The sequence below is a fragment of the Parahaliea mediterranea genome (assembly GCF_017255185.1).
GTDB lineage: Bacteria > Pseudomonadota > Gammaproteobacteria > Pseudomonadales > Halieaceae > JAFKCZ01.
Map to the genome: position 1 here is coordinate 1 of NZ_JAFKCZ010000027.1, position 17568 is coordinate 17568.

The window sequence follows — 17568 nt, forward strand, 5'->3', positions numbered from 1 at the left end:
GAGGGTGGCCGTCACACGCCGTTCTTCAAGGGTTACCGCCCGCAGTTCTACTTCCGTACCACCGACGTGACCGGCGCTTGCGAGCTGCCCGAAGGCGTTGAGATGGTGATGCCGGGCGACAACGTGCAGATGGTTGCCACGCTGATCGCGCCGATTGCGATGGAAGAAGGCCTGCGCTTCGCCATCCGCGAAGGCGGCCGCACCGTGGGTGCCGGCGTCGTAGCCAAGATCATCGAGTGATGTGAAATTGGGGGCGGATACCGGTTTCGGTGTCCCCGAAACCGGTATCCGCCCCCCGAAAGTTAGAGCCGAACCGCTTGCACAAGCAGTTCGGCTTCGTTGTCTCAAAATGCAGTTTGCGCGCCGTGTGCGCCGCTCTGCAACAGTTTAGGCCAGTAGCTCAATTGGCAGAGCAGCGGTCTCCAAAACCGCAGGTTGGGGGTTCGATTCCCTCCTGGCCTGCCATATATGGCAGGGGGAAGCAGAGATTCCGGGTCTCCCTTCCCGCCCGAAATAGGATTGTTTGATGAGTGTGGAAACGACCACCAGCCGTTTTGATACGCTGAAGTGGCTTGTCGTGTTTGCCCTGCTGGCAGTGGGTGTCGTCGGCAATAGCTATTTCTCCGGCGAGTCGCTGTTGTACCGCGTCCTGGCCCTGGTGGCCCTGGGGGTGGTGGCGGCCATGGTGGCGCTGCAGACCGCCAAGGGCGCGGCCTTCTGGGCGTTGGTCAAGGGTTCGCGCACCGAAATCCGCAAAGTGGTCTGGCCCACGCGCCAGGAAACCGTGCAGACCACCTTGATTGTGGTGGTCTTCGTTATCGTCGTGGCACTGATGCTCTGGGGGCTCGATTCCCTGCTGGGCTGGCTGGTGTCGTTGGCGATTGGCTAGTAGGACGGACTCAGATGGCAATGCGTTGGTACGTGGTACACGCCTATTCAGGCTACGAGAAGAAAGTTGCGACTGCCCTGAAGGAGCGCATCGAACTCCACAACATGCAGGACATGTTTGGCGAGGTGCTGGTGCCCACCGAGGAAGTGGTGGAAATGCGCGCCGGCCAGAAGCGCAAGAGCGAGCGTAAGTTTTTCCCCGGTTACGTGCTGGTGCAGATGGAGTTGAACGATGATTCCTGGCACCTGGTAAAAGAAACCCCCCGGGTGATGGGTTTTATTGGCGGCAAGGCCGACGCGCCGGCGCCGATTACCGAGGCGGAAGCCCAGGCCATCCTGCAGCGGGTGGAGCAGGGTGTGGAAGCCCCCCGTCCGAAGACGCTGTTCGAGCCGGGCGAGATGGTGCGCGTGATCGACGGCCCCTTCAACGACTTCAATGGTGTTGTGGAAGAGGTCAACTACGAGAAAAACCGCCTCAATGTGGCGGTGTTGATCTTCGGCCGGTCCACGCCAGTGGAGCTGGAGTTCAGCCAGGTGGAGAAGGCCTGATCCCGATCGGGTCGAATTGAAGTAGCGCCACCGGGGAAAGGGCCCAGTCTCTTTCCCCGGTGGCGACATTAACCGGCGGCGACAGCCGCCCCAATGGGGAGCCCGCGTACCGCAAGTACAACGGCGTTTGCACCCGGGAGAGTCAAAATGGCAAAGAAAGTCGAAGCTTATATCAAGCTGCAAGTGCCTGCTGGCCAGGCCAACCCGAGCCCGCCCGTGGGCCCGGCGCTGGGTCAGCACGGCGTCAACATCATGGAATTCTGCAAGGCGTTCAACGCCGAGACCCAGGGCACTGAGCCCGGTCTGCCGATTCCGGTGGTGATCACGGTCTACAACGATCGCTCCTTTACCTTCATCAAGAAGACCCCGCCGGCCGCGGTACTGCTGCGCAAGATCGCCAAGATCCAGAAGGGCTCCGGTACCCCCAACACCAACAAGGTGGGCAAGGTCACCCGCGCCCAGCTCGAGGAAGTCGCCACCCAGAAGTGGCCGGACCTGACCGCAGCCGATATGGATGCCGCCGTGCGCACTATCGCTGGCAGCGCCCGTTCCGCCGGTATCGAAGTAGAGGGAGTGAACTGATGGCCAAGCTGTCCAAGCGCGTACGCGCATTCCGGGAAAAAGTCGATCCGCGCAAGGCTTACCCCTTCGAGGAAGCGGTTGCCCTGCTGAAAGAGTTCGCCACCGCCAAGTTCAACGAAAGCGTTGAAGTGGCCGTGAACCTGGGCGTTGACGCCCGTAAATCCGACCAGGCTGTTCGCGGCGCCACCACGCTGCCCCACGGCACCGGTTCCGAGGTTCGCGTGGCGGTGTTTACCCAGGGCGAGAATGCCGAGAAAGCCAAGGCGGCGGGTGCCGACCTGGTGGGCATGGAAGAGCTGGCCGAGCAGATCAAGGGCGGCATGATGGACTTCGACGTGGTCGTGGCCTCTCCGGACGCCATGCGTGTGGTTGGCCAGCTGGGCCAGCTGCTGGGCCCCCGCGGCCTGATGCCGAACCCGAAGACCGGCACCGTGACCCCGGACGTGGAAACCGCGGTGAAAAATGCCAAGGCCGGCCAGATGCGCTTCCGCACCGACAAGAACGGCATCATCCACGGCGGCATCGGTAAGATCAGCTTCGAGCTGGATGCGATCAAGGGCAACCTGGAAGCGGTCCTGGCCGACCTGAAGAAAGCCAAGCCCGCCGCCGCCAAGGGCGTCTACCTGAAGAAAATCACCCTGTCCACCACCATGGGCCCGGGTGTCACGGTCGACACCGCTTCCGTCGAGGCGTAAGCGAGGCGACAAGTCGAAGGAAGCCGGCTCCGCGCCGGCTTTCATCGAAACGTGCCCACAAGCGTCAGTACGCAGATTGTGGGTGTGTGCAAGGAATTGACGGGCGGTCCCCACAGGGGGCGCCTCTCATAGCTTCCCAGGGATGGGGAGTTGGTTGACCGGAGCGGAACCCAAGCGGGTACGGTCCGGTCTACTTTGAGGTCTTTGGAACAGGCTGAGGCTCGTGTCCTGAGCAGGATATCGACAGATTAGCTGAGAACTGAAGGCCATCAAAGACCGTAGGCGGGGCTGCTGGATAGCCGTAAAAAGCATACAGCACCCCCTTAATTGCGATCAACCCGAAAGATGCGTTCATCTCGAGGGTGTGTCAAGGCCTACGCAGATGGTGGATACGTTCACCACGCAAGCGGCCCCGCCATAGGTTTGGCGGTGCTTAACTTAGTCATCCAGGAGTAATACCAGTGGCAATTGGACTCGAAGACAAGAAAGCGATCGTTGCTGAAGTTAACGAGACTGCCACCAGTGCACTGTCCCTGGTCATCGCCGATGCACGTGGCGTGACCGTGGACGGGATGACAGCCCTGCGCAAAGAAGCGCGCGACAACGCCGTGACCCTCCGTGTAGTGAGGAATACTCTGGCCAAGCGCGCGCTCGTTGGGACTGACTACGAATGCGTCAACGACGCCCTCGTGGGTCCGTCCCTGTTCGGTTTCTCCATGGAGGATCCGGGCGCTGCGGCTCGTCTATTCAAGGATTTCGCCAAGGACAACGCGGCGTTTGAGGTGAAGGCACTGGCGGTGAGCGGCCAAATGCTGGGTGCAGAGCAATTGGATGTTCTGGCTAAGTTGCCGACGCGTGATCAAGCACTCTCCATGCTGATGAGTGTGATGCAGGCGCCGGTGACCAAGCTGGTACGGACAATGAACGAAGTACCTGGAAAATTGGTTCGCACGCTGGCAGCAGTACGCGATCAGAAAGAGGCAGCGGCGTAAGCCCTTGCCCCGGACTATTTTTTATCAGCTAACCCTTTAATCAGCTAAATGGAGTAATGAGTCATGGCTCTGTCTAAAGACGACATTCTGAATGCAATCGCTGAAATGAGCGTAATGGAAATCGTTGAGCTCATCGAAGCAATGGAAGAGAAATTCGGCGTAACCGCCGCTGCCGCCGTTGCCGCCGCACCGGCCGCCGCTGCTGCCGATGGTGGCGCTGCTGCCGAAGAGAAGACCGACTTCGACGTCGTTCTGACTTCCGCTGGCGACAAGAAAGTGAACGTCATCAAAGTCGTTCGCGCGGTAACCGGTCTGGGCCTGAAAGAAGCCAAGGGCCTGGTCGACGGCGCTCCTTCCCCGGTCAAGGAAGGTGCTTCCAAGGAAGAAGCCGAAGACATCAAGAAGCAGCTGGAAGAAGCCGGCGGCAGCGTCGAGCTCAAGTAAGCTCGACATTGGTTTGGCATTTGCCAAACAAGGACAAGGCTGGTGGGCGTTTCGCCCGCCGGCCTTTTCCCGTTTCAAGGCGGGACTGGGTTTTAGGGGTCTTTTAAGGGGTCAGTACCCTTTTCAAAAAGGGTACTGACCCCTTAAAAGACCTTTCAAAACCGACCGACTACTGGATTGGCGGTGTCCGCCGCGCGATCCGACCGCAGCCCGCACCGGGGCTGTTTACCCGCCCGCGGTGGCGGATGGCTAAATACGCTGGGGAGTACTGATGGCATACTCGTACACTGAGAAAAAACGCATTCGCAAGGACTTCGGCAAGTTGTCGAAGGTGATGGACGTTCCGTTCCTGCTTGCGATCCAACTGGATTCTTACCGGAAGTTTACCCAGCAGGGCGTACCACTGGACGAGCGCGGCGATTACGGTCTGCACGCCGCTTTCAAGTCCGTGTTCCCGATTGTCAGCTACAGCGGCAATGCGGCCCTGGAATACGTCGATTACAACCTGGGCACCCCCGTGTTCGACGTCAATGAGTGCCAGCTGCGCGGCGTGACCTACTCCTGCGCGCTGCGCGTGAAAGTGCGGTTGATCATCTACGACAAGGACTCCGCCAACAAGACCATCAAGGACATCAAGGAACAGGAAGTCTACATGGGGGAGATCCCCCTGATGACCGACAACGGTACCTTCGTCATCAACGGTACCGAGCGGGTAATCGTGTCCCAGCTGCACCGCTCTCCGGGCGTGTTCTTCGACCACGACAAGGGCAAGACCCACTCCTCGGGCAAGCTGCTGTACTCCGCCCGGGTGATCCCCTACCGCGGCTCCTGGCTGGACTTCGAGTTCGACCCCAAGGACCTGGTCTACGTGCGCATCGACCGTCGCCGCAAACTGCCGGCGACCATCCTGCTGCGCGCCCTCGGCTACGAGTCCGAGGAAGTCCTGGACATGTTCTACGACGTGAACACGTTCCGGGTCGACAAGGAAGGCAACTACACCATGGCGCTGATCCCCGAGCGCCTGCGGGGTGACGTGGCGGCCTTTGACATCAAGGCCGGCAAGAAGGTTGTCGTGGAACAGGGCCGCCGTGTCACCGCGCGCCACATCCGCGAGCTGGAAAAGGCCGATATCACTGAGCTGGAAGTGCCCGGGGAGTACCTGCACGGTCGCGCCCTGGCGAAAAACCTCATCGACGAGAAAACCGGCGAGGTGCTGGTCGAGTGCAACACCGAGCTGAGCGAGGACGCGCTGATCAAGTTGCGCGAGGCCGGCGTCGAGACCATCGAGACCCTGTACACCAATGAACTGGACTGCGGTCCGTTCATCTCCGACACCCTGCGCCAGGACACCACCCGCAACGAACTCGAAGCGCTGGTGGAAATTTACCGCATGATGCGTCCCGGCGAGCCGCCGACCAAGGAGTCAGCCGAGAACCTGTTCCAGAACCTGTTCTTCTCCCAGGACCGCTACGACCTGTCCAACGTCGGCCGCATGAAGTTCAACCGCCGTCTGGGCCGCGAGGAAGTGACCGGTTCCGGCGTGCTGGACCGCGAGGATATCGTGGCCGTGCTCAAGACCCTGGTGGACATCCGCAACGGTCGAGGCATGGTGGACGACATCGACCACCTGGGTAACCGCCGTGTGCGTTCCGTGGGCGAGATGGCCGAAAACCAGTTCCGCGTGGGCCTGGTGCGCGTCGAGCGCGCGGTGAAAGAGCGCCTGTCCATGGCCGAGTCCGAGGGCCTGATGCCCCAGGACCTGATCAATGCCAAGCCCGTGTCTGCAGCCGTAAAAGAGTTTTTTGGTTCCAGCCAGCTGTCGCAGTTCATGGACCAGAACAACCCCCTGTCAGAGGTGACCCACAAGCGCCGCGTATCCGCGCTTGGCCCGGGCGGCCTGACCCGCGAACGCGCCGGCTTCGAGGTGCGCGACGTACACCCGACCCACTACGGCCGCGTGTGCCCGATCGAGACCCCGGAGGGGCCGAACATCGGCCTGATCAACTCGCTGGCGACCTACGCCCGCACCAACGACTACGGCTTCCTGGAGAGCCCCTACCGCAAGGTGGTGGACGGCCAGGTGACCGACGACATCGAGTACCTGTCGGCGATCAACGAAGCCGAGTACGTGATCGCCCAGGCCTCGGCGCAAGTGGACGACAACAACCGCTTCGTCGACGACCTGATCAACGTGCGCCACATGAACGAATTCACCGTGAAGCCGCCCATCGAGGTGGCCTACATGGATGTGTCGCCTAAGCAGGTGGTATCGGTGGCCGCGGCGCTGATTCCCTTCCTGGAACACGACGACGCCAACCGCGCACTGATGGGCTCCAACATGCAGCGCCAGGCGGTGCCGACCCTGCGTGCCGACAAGCCGCTGGTGGGTACCGGCATGGAGCGCTACGTGGCGGGCGACTCCGGTGTGTGTGCCGTGGCCAAGCGTCCCGGCGTGATCGACTCCGTCGATGCCAGCCGCATCGTGGTGCGCGTCAACGACCAGGACGTGGGCAAGGACGAGGCGCCGGTCGACATTTACAACCTGACCAAGTACACCCGCTCCAACCAGAATACCTGCATCAACCAGCGCCCGATCGTGCGCGAGGGCGATGCGGTGGCTCGCGGCGACATCCTGGCCGACGGCCCGTCGATCGACATGGGCGAGCTGGCCCTGGGCCAGAACATGCGTATCGCCTTCATGCCCTGGAACGGTTACAACTTCGAGGACTCCATCCTGGTGTCCGAGAAAGTGGTGACCGAGGATCGTTTCACGACCATCCACATCCAGGAGCTGACCTGTATCGCCCGGGACACCAAACTGGGGCCGGAGGAGATTTCCGCCGACATCCCCAACGTGGGTGAGAGCGCGCTGGCCAAGCTGGACGAGTCCGGCATCGTGTACATCGGCGCCGAGGTGGACGCCGGTGACATCCTGGTGGGCAAGGTCACGCCGAAGGGCGAGACCCAGCTGACCCCGGAGGAAAAACTGCTGCGGGCGATCTTCGGCGAGAAGGCCTCCGACGTGAAGGACACCTCCCTGCGGGTGCCCTCCAGCACCAAGGGCACGGTCATCGACGTGCAGGTCTTTACCCGCGACGGCCTGGAAAAGGACGCGCGAGCCCTGCAGATCGAGAAGCACCAGCTGGACGAGTTCCGCAAGGACCTGAAGGAAGAGTACCGCATCTTCGAAGAGGCGACCTTCGCGCGCCTGGGCAACCTGATCAAGGGTCAGAAGACCATGAGCGGCGGCGGCCTGACCAAGGGTACCGCCCTCACCGACACGGTGCTGGCCGAGCTGGACCGCGACCAGTGGTTCAAGCTGAAGCTGTCCGACGCCGACCTGAACGAGGCCCTGGCTTCCGCCAAGCGCCAGCTGGACGAGCAGAACAAGCTGCTGGAAGAGCGCTTCGAGGACAAAAAACGCAAGCTGCAAAGCGGCGACGACCTGGCGCCGGGCGTACTCAAGATCGTCAAGGTCTACCTGGCGATCAAGCGTCGCATCCAACCCGGCGACAAGATGGCCGGCCGCCACGGTAACAAGGGTGTGATCTCGGTGATCATGCCGGTGGAGGACATGCCCTACGACGAGAACGGCGAGCCGGTCGACATCGTGCTCAACCCGCTGGGCGTGCCGTCGCGGATGAACGTGGGCCAGATCCTGGAGACTCACCTGGGCATGGCCGCCAAGGGACTGGGCGTGAAAATCGACCAGATGATCCAGGAACAGCGCAAGGTCGCGGATGTTCGCAAGTTCCTCGAGTCCGTGTACAACAACGGTGCCGGCCGTGAAGAGGACCTCAAGTCGTTCAGCGACGAGGAGGTGATGGAGCTGGCGGGCAACCTGCGCGGTGGCGTGCCGATGGCGACGCCGGTGTTCGATGGCGCCGCCGAGCCGGAGATCAAGGAGCTGCTGGAGTTGGCCGGCCTGCCGGAGTCGGGGCAGTTCACCCTGTACGACGGGCGTACCGGCGAGGCGTTCGACCGCCCGGTCACCGTGGGTTACATGTACATGCTGAAGCTGAACCACCTGGTGGACGACAAGATGCACGCCCGTTCCACTGGTTCCTACAGCCTGGTAACCCAGCAGCCGCTGGGCGGCAAGGCGCAGTTCGGTGGCCAGCGCTTCGGTGAGATGGAAGTGTGGGCCCTGGAGGCCTACGGCGCGGCCTACACGCTGCAGGAAATGCTGACGGTCAAGTCGGACGACGTCGCCGGCCGGACCAAGATGTACAAGAACATTGTCGATGGTGACCATCGTATGGAGCCGGGCATGCCCGAGTCCTTCAATGTGTTGGTTAAGGAAATCCGCTCCCTCGGGATCGATATCGAACTGGAGCACGAGTGACGCGGCACTGAGGTCGCCCCCGCACAGGCGGTGATACGCCACAGCGGGGGCCCATTGTGAAAAATGGATCCCGCAACGGCGTACCATCGCCCGCGCGGGACGACACGGAAAACACCAACAGAATTTGGACTCAAAGGCAGGGTGGCACCACCACCGGCCCGAAGGAAAACCTCGCGGAGGAAAGACCTTGAAAGACTTACTCAATCTGCTCAAGTCCCAGGGACAGTCAGAGGAATTCGATGCCATTCGCATCGGCCTGGCCTCCCCGGAGATGATTCGCTCCTGGTCATACGGCGAAGTGAAAAAGCCGGAAACCATCAACTACCGTACCTTCAAGCCGGAGCGGGACGGCCTGTTCTGCGCCAAGATCTTCGGCCCGGTAAAGGACTACGAGTGCCTGTGCGGCAAGTACAAGCGCCTCAAGCATCGCGGCGTGATCTGCGAGAAGTGCGGCGTGGAAGTGGCGCTGGCCAAGGTGCGTCGCGAGCGCATGGGCCACATCGAGCTGGCCAGCCCGGTGGCGCACATCTGGTTCCTGAAGTCGCTGCCCTCCCGCATCGGCCTGCTGCTGGACATGACCCTGCGCGACATCGAGCGGGTGCTGTACTTCGAATCCTACGTGGTTACCGATCCCGGCATGACCACCCTGGAGCTCGGCCAGCTGCTGACCGACGAGCAGTACTACGAGGCGATGGAGGAATTCGGTGACGAATTCTCCGCCAAGATGGGTGCCGAGGCGGTCCAGGACCTGATGATACAGCTGGACCTGGACCAGGAAATCGCCCGCCTGCGCGAGGAGATTCCGGCCACCAACTCGGAAACCAAGATCAAGAAGCTGTCCAAGCGCCTGAAGCTGATGGAGGCCTTCGCCGGCTCCGGCAACAAGCCCGAGTGGATGGTGATGAACGCCCTGCCGGTACTGCCGCCGGACCTGCGTCCGCTGGTGCCGCTGGACGGCGGCCGTTTCGCGACCTCGGACCTCAACGACCTGTACCGCCGGGTGATCAACCGCAACAACCGCCTGAAGCGACTGCTGGACCTGAATGCCCCGGACATCATCGTGCGCAACGAGAAGCGCATGCTGCAGGAGTCCGTGGACGCGCTGCTGGACAACGGCCGTCGCGGCCGCGCCATCACCGGCTCCAACAAGCGCCCGCTGAAATCCCTGGCCGACATGATCAAGGGCAAGCAGGGCCGTTTCCGCCAGAACCTGCTGGGCAAGCGCGTGGACTACTCCGGCCGTTCGGTGATCGTGGTGGGGCCGACCCTGCGCCTGCACCAGTGCGGCCTGCCCAAGAAAATGGCGCTGGAGCTGTTCAAGCCCTTTATCTTCGGCAAGCTGGAAGCGCGTGGCCTGGCCACCACCATCAAGGCGGCCAAGAAAATGGTTGAGCGCGAGCCGCCGGAAGTGTGGGACATCCTCGCCGAGGTGATCCGCGAGCACCCGGTGCTGCTGAACCGCGCACCGACCCTGCACCGCCTGGGTATCCAGGCCTTTGAGCCGGTGCTGATTGAAGGTAAAGCCATCCAGCTGCACCCGCTGGTGTGCGCCGCCTACAACGCGGACTTCGACGGCGACCAGATGGCGGTACACGTACCGCTGACCCTGGAAGCCCAGCTCGAGGCCCGGGCGCTGATGATGTCCACCAACAACATCCTGTCCCCGGCCAACGGCGAGCCGATCATCGTGCCGTCCCAGGACGTGGTACTGGGTCTGTACTACATGACCCGCGAGCGCATCAACGCCAAGGGCGAGGGCATGGCCTTTGCCAACGTGTCCGAAGTGCACCGCGCCTACAAGGCTGGTCACGTGCACCTGCAGGCGCGCGTCAAAGTCCGTGTTTCCGAAGCCGTTGTCACCGAAGACGGCGACATGCAGGAGCGCACATTCCTGGCCGACACCACCGTGGGCCGCGCCCTGCTGTGGGAAATCGTGCCCAGGGGCATCGCCTACGACATGGTGAACCAGGACATGGCCAAGAAGGCCATCTCCCGCATCATCAACCAGTGCTACCGCGTGGTGGGGCTGAAGGCGACTGTGATCTTCGCCGACCAGTTGATGTACACCGGCTACGAGTACTCGACCCGCTCCGGTTCCTCCATCGGTGTGAACGACTTCGAGATTCCCACCGCCAAGGCCGAGATTATCGATCACGCCGAAGCGGAAGTGAAAGAGATCGAAGACCAGTTCGCCTCCGGTCTGGTGACCCACGGCGAGAAGTACAACAAGGTGATCGACATCTGGTCCCGCGCCAACGACCTGGTGTCCAAGGCGATGATGGAAGGCCTGTCCAAGGAAACCGTGGTCAACCGCGAGGGTGAGGACGAGGAGCAGGCTTCCTTCAACTCGGTGTACATCTATGCCGACTCCGGCGCCCGGGGTTCGCCCGCGCAGATTCGCCAGCTGGCCGGTATGCGCGGCCTGATGGCCAAGCCCGACGGCTCCATCATCGAGACGCCGATCGTGGCCAACTTCCGCGAGGGCCTGAACGTACTGCAGTACTTTATCTCCACCCACGGCGCCCGTAAGGGTCTGGCGGATACCGCGCTGAAAACCGCGAACTCCGGTTACCTGACCCGCCGCCTGGTGGACGTTGCCCAGGACCTGGTGGTGACCGAGGACGACTGCGGCACCGACGCCGGCCTGCTGATGGCACCGGTGATCGACGGCGGCGACATTATCGAGTCCCTGGGCGACCGGGTGCTGGGTCGTATCGTGGCCAAGGATGTGCTGAAGCCCGGCAGCGACGACGAGATCGCCATCACCGCCGGCACCATGCTGGACGAGCTGTGGGTGACCCGCCTTGAGGAAATGGGCATCGACGAGATCGAGGTGCGCTCCCCGATCACCTGTGAGACCCGCCACGGCATCTGCTCCGCCTGTTACGGGCGCGACCTGGCCCGCGGCCACCGTGTCAACATGGGCGAGGCCATTGGTGTGGTGGCGGCGCAGTCAATTGGTGAGCCGGGCACCCAGCTGACCATGCGGACCTTCCACATCGGTGGTGCGGCGTCCCGAGCCACGGCCCAGGACAACATCCAGGTGATGAACGACGGTACCGTGCGCCTGCACAACGTGAAGGTGGTGGACCGCCAGGACAACTCCCTGATCACGGTTTCCCGTTCCGGCGAACTGTCGGTACTGGACAAGCTGGGCCGCGAGCGCGAGCGCTACAAGCTGCCCTACGGCGCGGTCATCAAGGTGCAGGACCACGCGGAAGTGTCCGCGGGCGACGTGGTCGCCAACTGGGACCCCCACACTCACCCGATTGTGACCGAGCTGGCGGGTATCGTGAAGTTCTCGGCCATGGACGAGGGCGTGACCATCAAGCGCCAGACCGACGAGCTGACCGGCCTGTCCTCCATCGAAGTGATGGAAGTGGGCGAACGCCCGGCCGCCGGCAAGGACGTGCGTCCCGCCGTGACCCTGGTGGACGAGAACGGCAAGGAACTGTGCCTGCCCAACACCAATGTGCCGGCCCACTACTTCCTGCCGCCCCACGCGCTGGTCAACCTGGAAGACGGCGTCAAGGTGAATTCCGGTGACGTACTGGCCCGTATCCCGCAGGAAGGCTCCAAGACCCGGGACATCACCGGTGGTCTGCCGCGGGTGGCCGACCTGTTCGAGGCCCGCAAGCCGAAGGAACCCGCGATCCTGGCGGAAATCTCCGGCACCGTGAGCTTCGGCAAGGAAACCAAGGGCAAGCGCCGCCTGATCATCACCCCGACCGACGGCAAGTCGCTGCCGGATGGCTCCGATCACTACGAGGCGCTGATTCCCAAGTGGCGCAACCTGTCGGTGTTCGAGGGCGAGCAGGTCGAGAAGGGCGAAACCGTGTCCGAGGGTCCGCTGAGCCCCCACGACATCCTGCGCCTGAAAGGCATCGAGGAGCTGGCCAAGTACATCGTCAACGAGATCCAGGAGGTGTACCGCCTGCAGGGTGTGAAGATCAACGACAAGCACGTCGAGGTGATTGTTCGCCAGATGCTGCGCAAGGTGATCATCACCTCTCCGGGCGACTCCACCCTGATCAAGGGCGAACAGGTCGAGTTCGTGACCCTGCTCGAGGAAAACGAGCGCCTGCTGGCGGAGGGCCTGGTCCCGGCCAGCGGCGAGCGCGAGCTGCTGGGCATCACCAAGGCCTCGCTGGCCACCGAGAGCTTCATCTCCGCGGCCTCCTTCCAGGAGACCACCCGCGTCCTCACCGAGGCGGCGGTCACCGGCAAGCGCGATTACCTGCGCGGCCTGAAGGAGAACGTGGTCGTGGGTCGCCTGATCCCCGCCGGTACCGGCCTGGCCTACCACGAGGAGCGCAAGCGCAGCCGCGAGAGCGACTCCGAGATGAGCGTATCGGCCCAGGAGATCGAAGCGGCACTGACCGAGGCGCTGCAGGCGGACGACAACTAAGCTCCGCCGCTTTCCCCGCGCAAGCAACGCAAGGGCTCACCCGTAAGGGTGGGCCCTTTTTTCTGGGCGGATATCAATATTTGCAGGTGGTTCTGGGGCCGGAAAAACAAGAACCGCCGGGTGACACATCTCCATTTACCTGGTAAATCACTCGAGCAGTATGCGCGCCCCACGGCCTGGCCTTTTTAATTGCCCCACTCATCCCGATCTTCGAGCAGGAAATTCCGGAGCTCACGTTCACTGCGCATAACATAAAGGATGAGGACATGATCTCTGGTTTGGCGATAAAAAATGCGACAGGGATTACATACCACTTCCCGATAGCGATTATCTTTTAGTTCCTCCGGGACCTTACCAGAGCTTGGGTGTTCTATGAGGTGTTCAACAGCGGAGAATACTCGCTGCACCAAATCACGCGCGGCTACAGGATTTTCTATCGCGATGTATTCTGCGATTTCATTAAGGTCGGATAAGGCGGGATCAGTCCAGATTAATCCAGCCATTTTTTCATTTTGGCTTTGGCTTCATCATGAGTCAGAGTCCTGCCTTCTTGAACAGCACACTCCCCTCGAGCAATACCCTCCAATATTGCCATTCTACGCTGGAGGGATTCAAAGTCTTCAAAATCAACAAGATAGGCAGAAGGTTTACCATGCTCTGTAATCAGCACTGGCTCTTTAGATTTATGAAGTTCAGACAATATTTTGGTCGCCTGACGCTTCAATGTAGTCACTAATTCAGTCTTCATAAGAGTGATACTATTCTATCACTCGGTGCCTGACAACGGGTAATTAGCGCGTCAGGCTGCGGCCTGCGGCAAAGCCGCGTTTAGGCTGTCCGGCGCTGATAGGCGCGTAGTTGAACGCCTGGTTATGCGTCACTGCTGCCACTCATCATCGGAACTTTCCTTTGGCTCGTACTTTGCCATGATTTTCCACCACTTGCTTACCATGATAGTCACAAAAAGAATTGCTGTTCCTGTCAAGATAGAAAACGCACCGATCTCGTATCGAGAATACCGGTCGGGTTGTAGTATGGAGCCGTCAGGATTTGTGAAAAGCAGAGTAATCCCAGCAATGATGCATGTCGAACCCAAAAATTGATAGAACCCTTTTTTGAGCATCAACATGTTGCCCACTGAAAAAGAGCGAACATATTCTAGCTGGCGGCGATTCTTTTCGGGGGCAATGTCGAGTTTCATCGGTGTCTCATGACGCATAACGCTTCAAGCAGGGGCCGTAGCTAGTCGGCTGCTTGCGTTTGTTATGCATTTTTCCCTAACAACTGTGAGACCGTAACAAATTTGTAGCCCTTTGCTCTCAGCCCCTTAATTATTGGCCCTATAGCGTCTCGCGACTCTCTGTTTTTAGACCCCAAAACGTGTAAAAGAATAATTGAACCTGGAGTAGAAGATTTAACAACATACTCTGCGATAGACGCAGAACTTCCCGCAATTTTAGGATAGGTTTCAGGCTCAACATTCCATGTGATTGTTTTTACTCCTTCCGACTTCAAATAATAGGGCAGAACAAAAAGCTTTTTACCATATGGAGGCCTAAAGTATATCTCACCCTCAAATCCAATCTGGCGGATTAAGGCTGTGGTGGAGTCGATTTCCTCCCTCACTTCGTCAAGCCCCATTAACATCATTCTTTTATGGCTGTACGAATGATTGCCTATCTGATGACCTGCGTTAACCAGATCTATAGCCGGCTGCTTGTTTTGTTGAATTCCCGACCCATTGAGGAAGAACGTACCCTTCACATCATGCTCTTCAAGGATATTCAACACTTGAGTGGTATATTCCGCCCCCCAAGGACCATCATCAAATGTTAATGCGATAACCTTTTCATTTGTTTCGGCCTTTGCGACTATCTCTCCAAACACTTGAAAAGTTCTTGATTTACTTATATTCCAGGCTCCCAAGATCATTACTACAGAAAGAATCAATATCGACAGGTATACTCTTTTCAATGGTTTTCATCCTTATTTGCATAACGCTTACCGCAGCGGCGGCTCGCCGCGAAGCGGTGAGACGTCCCAGCAGCCAAAGGCTGCGACTTGAATTACTTGTTAGAAGCAATTATTCGTCTGCTTTCCGCAAATACGCGATCGATGTATGCCTGGGGATCACTGACTTCATAATGAAAATTGTTCAGAACGGCGCTTTTGAGCCTTAATCCAGCACTATCCTCTACGCGGTTAATGGCATATATGAAATCGTAAATGCCAACGCTCATTGACGCATACCCTTTGCTATAACCATGCACCATTATTAGTGCCGGTATGGGGTAATTCAGTGCAACTTGGGCAAACCTCTCCCTTCCCGGGATTTGTTCCTCGATGTGATCTTGAATGTTGAAATTGATACGAGTGTCATAAATTTTGAGATCCGGAGGAGTTAGAACGAGAGTGCCAATATTCAATTCACTCGGGAAAAAAACTGTCATGCTGTGAATTTGCTGACCATCCTCAAGAGGGCTGAATGCTATGTGGTCTTCTTCTCGGATTGTTCTTACAGCGATACGACGCTCCGCATTAAAACTGTTCAGAGACAGCTCATAAGCGCTATGGCTTATCGCATTTGAATACATAGAAACAGCTATTGCGGTAACAGAGACGATAGCTGCAAATGCGCTGATCCCGATCTGGACTTTGTCGGTTAATTTCATCTTTTTGCTTCTAACGTTGACAGCAGCGGGCGCGCTGAAAGCGCGTCCGGCGACCGAAGGGAGCGAACTGCCTGACATTGTTAATTGGCCGACAGATAGATGATGAGTCCAATAACAAAAGCGATAACGTATGGTAAGGGTGATAGATACCACGGTATTTGTTCATTGCTTTCCCTGCTAGAACGCCGAAGTAAACGATTCTTAATGCTGTTTCTGTCAGTATACTCGGTGGGGACAAAGACGAGAATCACCCCACCAATGATTGCCACAAGTCCGATTGCCCAACTTCCCGCATAGATTATAAGTATTCCAAATCCAATTGAGTAAGCTGCTGCCCTCAGATTTTCTTTTCGCTCGAAGTCCACCTGCCTAGACCAATTAACGCCGCAAACAGCGGCGAGCGTTAGCGAGTCCGGCGGCGACAGCCGCGCACTGATTTGCCTTGTTAAGTGTCTTTGACATTGCCGGTGCTTTCCAAGAATTCTTCTAAGAATGGCCCGCTGGAAATAGACAGCTCGATTTTAGCCTTTTTTAGAAATTTATTGCTTGCAGAAAAATGCCAAAGCTCAACCTGATTGAGGTCCGTATGTTCATCACTGCGGACCATGACCAGTGATACCGTGCCGTCTGAATTCTGGAGAATGTCGAGAAGGGAAACGTTTTCATCTCGGTTCATGAATTCATCCGAAACGCGAGATCGAACTGTACGCCAGAGTTCCTCGGATTCTTCGGCGCTTCGCTTAAGTTTCTTCTTGACGTATTCGTTTCGATTCATGTCTCTCGATGGCCTTCGGGATTGACACTTAACGCCGCGTTAGCCGGCGGCCTGCGGCGAAGCCGCGTTTAGGCTGTCCGGCGCCGAAAGGCGCGTAGTTTAACGCCTTGTTATAATTCACAGCGCTACTTTCTTCGCCTTCAGCATGCTTCTGTTATATGGAACATTCCATACCTTCGGTAGATAGCTAATGGAAGCCACAAACACAAAATAACGTGTAATGTAATAAACCACCACTTTTCTACAAAGTCCATGAGGTAAAGCAATGGCACGACATACTCCACTTGGTTTTGCTCTGCAAATTGTGGAATAACTTTTAACAGTATGATAACAACTGGAAATGCAGTAACGACAAGTAATAGCTCTATTAGCGTATATACTCCGATAAACGAAGCTATAAAGAATAATTTATTCTTGCCGCCTTTATATAATATGAAAAAAATGGGAAATAAAGTTGTACACGAAATAAGAACAGCAAATAAATACTCAGTCGCTGCCATAAATTAAATCTCGTACTAGCTCCAACAGTAAAACTGCCGCGATGTGAGATATAGCAAAGCTACCACCACCAACCAAGCCCAGATAAAGGATTACCTTACCGGATACATCTTCTATAGGGTTGTAGGGCCATTGAAGCAATAGGCCAATGACGCTAAAGAAAATAACCCCATAAACAACGAATCTTAAAGCAGTAATCAATCGATGCTTCATTTCATATAACGAGGCTGTAGAAAAACCGTCTTGGAAAGCGAACAAATCGCTCCTGCAGTTTTCCCGGAATTTTTAAAGCACAAATCGTTATCAGAATGCATTTTCGGTATAGATCCTTCTCATGTTCGCACAGGACGCCCTTTAGCTCGACAGCCTTCCGTAGTTCTTGAGCTTTTCGATATTATGCACCATACAGTACAGCTGCCATTGTCCCTGGACCTTGGCCTTCCCGCGTAAACTGAATCTACTCAGGCGCTTATTGAAGCCCATGTTACCAAAAACGGGCTCGACCACTGACAATCTGTGGCCGTAAATAGCTTTGCCTCGATCGCTATCCACCCGGTGCTTCATCCAGTCGGTATAGGTGGGTTTGCGTTTTCCATCGAGATGAAACGATACCTGTCGACCGGCACCTTTTCGATGATCCGCAGCTTTGGGGTTATGCATGCATCGCGTTTTGAGTGGGCAGTGCCTGCATTGCAACAGTCTGCCCTCAAAGTAAGCTGT

At 58.1% G+C, this 17568-nt stretch carries 16 protein-coding genes, 1 tRNA gene and 1 pseudogene; 10 read left to right on the forward strand and 8 right to left on the reverse strand.

Features of this window, described 5'->3' with window-relative positions; all coding sequences use genetic code 11:
- The 10 genes and pseudogenes from tuf to rpoC form a co-directional block, all read left to right on the forward strand.
- Positions 1-240, forward strand: a pseudogene (tuf, locus tag JYP50_RS21375) (elongation factor Tu); the annotation flags it as partial.
- Positions 241-389: 149 nt separating this feature from the next.
- Positions 390-465, forward strand: a tRNA-Trp gene (locus JYP50_RS21380).
- A gap of 61 nt (positions 466-526) precedes the next feature.
- Positions 527-889 (forward strand): preprotein translocase subunit SecE, encoded by a 363-nt coding sequence (secE, locus tag JYP50_RS21385; RefSeq protein ID WP_206562610.1) that lies wholly within the window; start codon positions 527-529, stop codon positions 887-889.
- A gap of 14 nt (positions 890-903) precedes the next feature.
- The gene (gene nusG / locus JYP50_RS21390; RefSeq protein WP_206562611.1) at positions 904-1437 is read left to right on the forward strand and encodes a transcription termination/antitermination protein NusG; all 534 of its coding nucleotides are present in this window, start codon (positions 904-906) and stop codon (positions 1435-1437) included.
- Positions 1438-1584: 147 nt separating this feature from the next.
- On the forward strand, positions 1585-2019 hold the full coding sequence (gene rplK / locus JYP50_RS21395) for a 50S ribosomal protein L11 (RefSeq protein WP_206562612.1): 435 nt from the start codon (positions 1585-1587) through the stop codon (positions 2017-2019).
- Complete coding sequence (gene rplA / locus JYP50_RS21400) at positions 2019-2714, forward strand: 50S ribosomal protein L1 (RefSeq protein ID WP_206562613.1); 696 nt, start codon at positions 2019-2021, stop codon at positions 2712-2714. Before rplK ends, rplA begins: the two co-directional genes overlap by 1 nt.
- A gap of 461 nt (positions 2715-3175) precedes the next feature.
- Complete coding sequence (gene rplJ, locus JYP50_RS21405) at positions 3176-3706, forward strand: 50S ribosomal protein L10 (RefSeq protein WP_206562614.1); 531 nt, start codon at positions 3176-3178, stop codon at positions 3704-3706.
- A gap of 63 nt (positions 3707-3769) precedes the next feature.
- A complete protein-coding gene (rplL, locus tag JYP50_RS21410; RefSeq protein WP_206562615.1) occupies positions 3770-4150 on the forward strand; it encodes a 50S ribosomal protein L7/L12 in 381 nt (126 codons plus the stop codon).
- 271 nt (positions 4151-4421) lie between these two features.
- Positions 4422-8495 (forward strand): DNA-directed RNA polymerase subunit beta, encoded by a 4074-nt coding sequence (gene rpoB, locus JYP50_RS21415; protein ID WP_206562616.1) that lies wholly within the window; start codon positions 4422-4424, stop codon positions 8493-8495.
- A 187-nt stretch (positions 8496-8682) separates the two neighbouring features.
- Positions 8683-12903 carry a DNA-directed RNA polymerase subunit beta' gene (gene rpoC / locus JYP50_RS21420; RefSeq protein WP_206562617.1) on the forward strand — a complete coding sequence of 1407 codons (4221 nt, stop codon included), beginning with the start codon at positions 8683-8685 and terminating at the stop codon, positions 12901-12903.
- 185 nt (positions 12904-13088) lie between these two features.
- Here the strand turns inward: rpoC and JYP50_RS21425 are convergent, their stop codons facing one another.
- The 8 genes from JYP50_RS21425 to JYP50_RS21460 form a co-directional block, all read right to left on the reverse strand.
- Positions 13089-13406 carry a type II toxin-antitoxin system RelE/ParE family toxin gene (locus JYP50_RS21425; protein WP_206562618.1) on the reverse strand — a complete coding sequence of 106 codons (318 nt, stop codon included), beginning with the start codon at positions 13404-13406 and terminating at the stop codon, positions 13089-13091.
- Positions 13394-13651 carry a type II toxin-antitoxin system Phd/YefM family antitoxin gene (locus tag JYP50_RS21430; RefSeq protein ID WP_206562619.1) on the reverse strand — a complete coding sequence of 86 codons (258 nt, stop codon included), beginning with the start codon at positions 13649-13651 and terminating at the stop codon, positions 13394-13396. Before JYP50_RS21430 ends, JYP50_RS21425 begins: the two co-directional genes overlap by 13 nt.
- Positions 13652-13780: 129 nt before the next feature.
- Complete coding sequence (locus tag JYP50_RS21435) at positions 13781-14104, reverse strand: hypothetical protein (protein WP_206562620.1); 324 nt, start codon at positions 14102-14104, stop codon at positions 13781-13783.
- Between the two features lie 62 nt (positions 14105-14166).
- Positions 14167-14877, reverse strand: a complete 711-nt coding sequence (locus tag JYP50_RS21440; RefSeq protein ID WP_206562621.1) for a polysaccharide deacetylase family protein — start codon at positions 14875-14877, stop codon at positions 14167-14169.
- A gap of 92 nt (positions 14878-14969) precedes the next feature.
- Positions 14970-15575, reverse strand: coding sequence for a hypothetical protein (locus JYP50_RS21445; protein WP_206562622.1), 606 nt, complete (start codon positions 15573-15575; stop codon positions 14970-14972).
- A gap of 445 nt (positions 15576-16020) precedes the next feature.
- Positions 16021-16350, reverse strand: coding sequence for a hypothetical protein (locus JYP50_RS21450; RefSeq protein ID WP_206562623.1), 330 nt, complete (start codon positions 16348-16350; stop codon positions 16021-16023).
- 486 nt (positions 16351-16836) lie between these two features.
- Entirely contained in the window at positions 16837-17106 is a 270-nt protein-coding gene (locus JYP50_RS21455; protein ID WP_206562624.1) for a hypothetical protein, read from the reverse strand.
- 96 nt (positions 17107-17202) lie between these two features.
- Positions 17203-17568 (reverse strand): transposase (locus JYP50_RS21460; RefSeq protein WP_206562625.1); only part of this gene is annotated, 366 nt, incomplete at its 5' end.

Excerpts from the sequence above, each read along its gene's own strand:
- secE (WP_206562610.1), top strand. The coding sequence starts at position 527 with ATGAGTGTGGAAACGACCACCAGCCGTTTTGATACGCTGAAGTGGCTT.
- nusG (WP_206562611.1), top strand. The coding sequence starts at position 904 with ATGGCAATGCGTTGGTACGTGGTACACGCCTATTCAGGCTACGAGAAG.
- rplK (WP_206562612.1), top strand. The coding sequence starts at position 1,585 with ATGGCAAAGAAAGTCGAAGCTTATATCAAGCTGCAAGTGCCTGCTGGC.
- rplA (WP_206562613.1), top strand. The coding sequence starts at position 2,019 with ATGGCCAAGCTGTCCAAGCGCGTACGCGCATTCCGGGAAAAAGTCGAT.
- rplL (WP_206562615.1), top strand. The coding sequence starts at position 3,770 with ATGGCTCTGTCTAAAGACGACATTCTGAATGCAATCGCTGAAATGAGC.
- rpoB (WP_206562616.1), top strand. The coding sequence starts at position 4,422 with ATGGCATACTCGTACACTGAGAAAAAACGCATTCGCAAGGACTTCGGC.
- JYP50_RS21425 (WP_206562618.1), bottom strand. The coding sequence starts at position 13,406 with ATGGCTGGATTAATCTGGACTGATCCCGCCTTATCCGACCTTAATGAA.
- JYP50_RS21430 (WP_206562619.1), bottom strand. The coding sequence starts at position 13,651 with ATGAAGACTGAATTAGTGACTACATTGAAGCGTCAGGCGACCAAAATA.
- JYP50_RS21435 (WP_206562620.1), bottom strand. The coding sequence starts at position 14,104 with ATGAAACTCGACATTGCCCCCGAAAAGAATCGCCGCCAGCTAGAATAT.
- JYP50_RS21445 (WP_206562622.1), bottom strand. The coding sequence starts at position 15,575 with ATGAAATTAACCGACAAAGTCCAGATCGGGATCAGCGCATTTGCAGCT.
- JYP50_RS21450 (WP_206562623.1), bottom strand. The coding sequence starts at position 16,350 with ATGAATCGAAACGAATACGTCAAGAAGAAACTTAAGCGAAGCGCCGAA.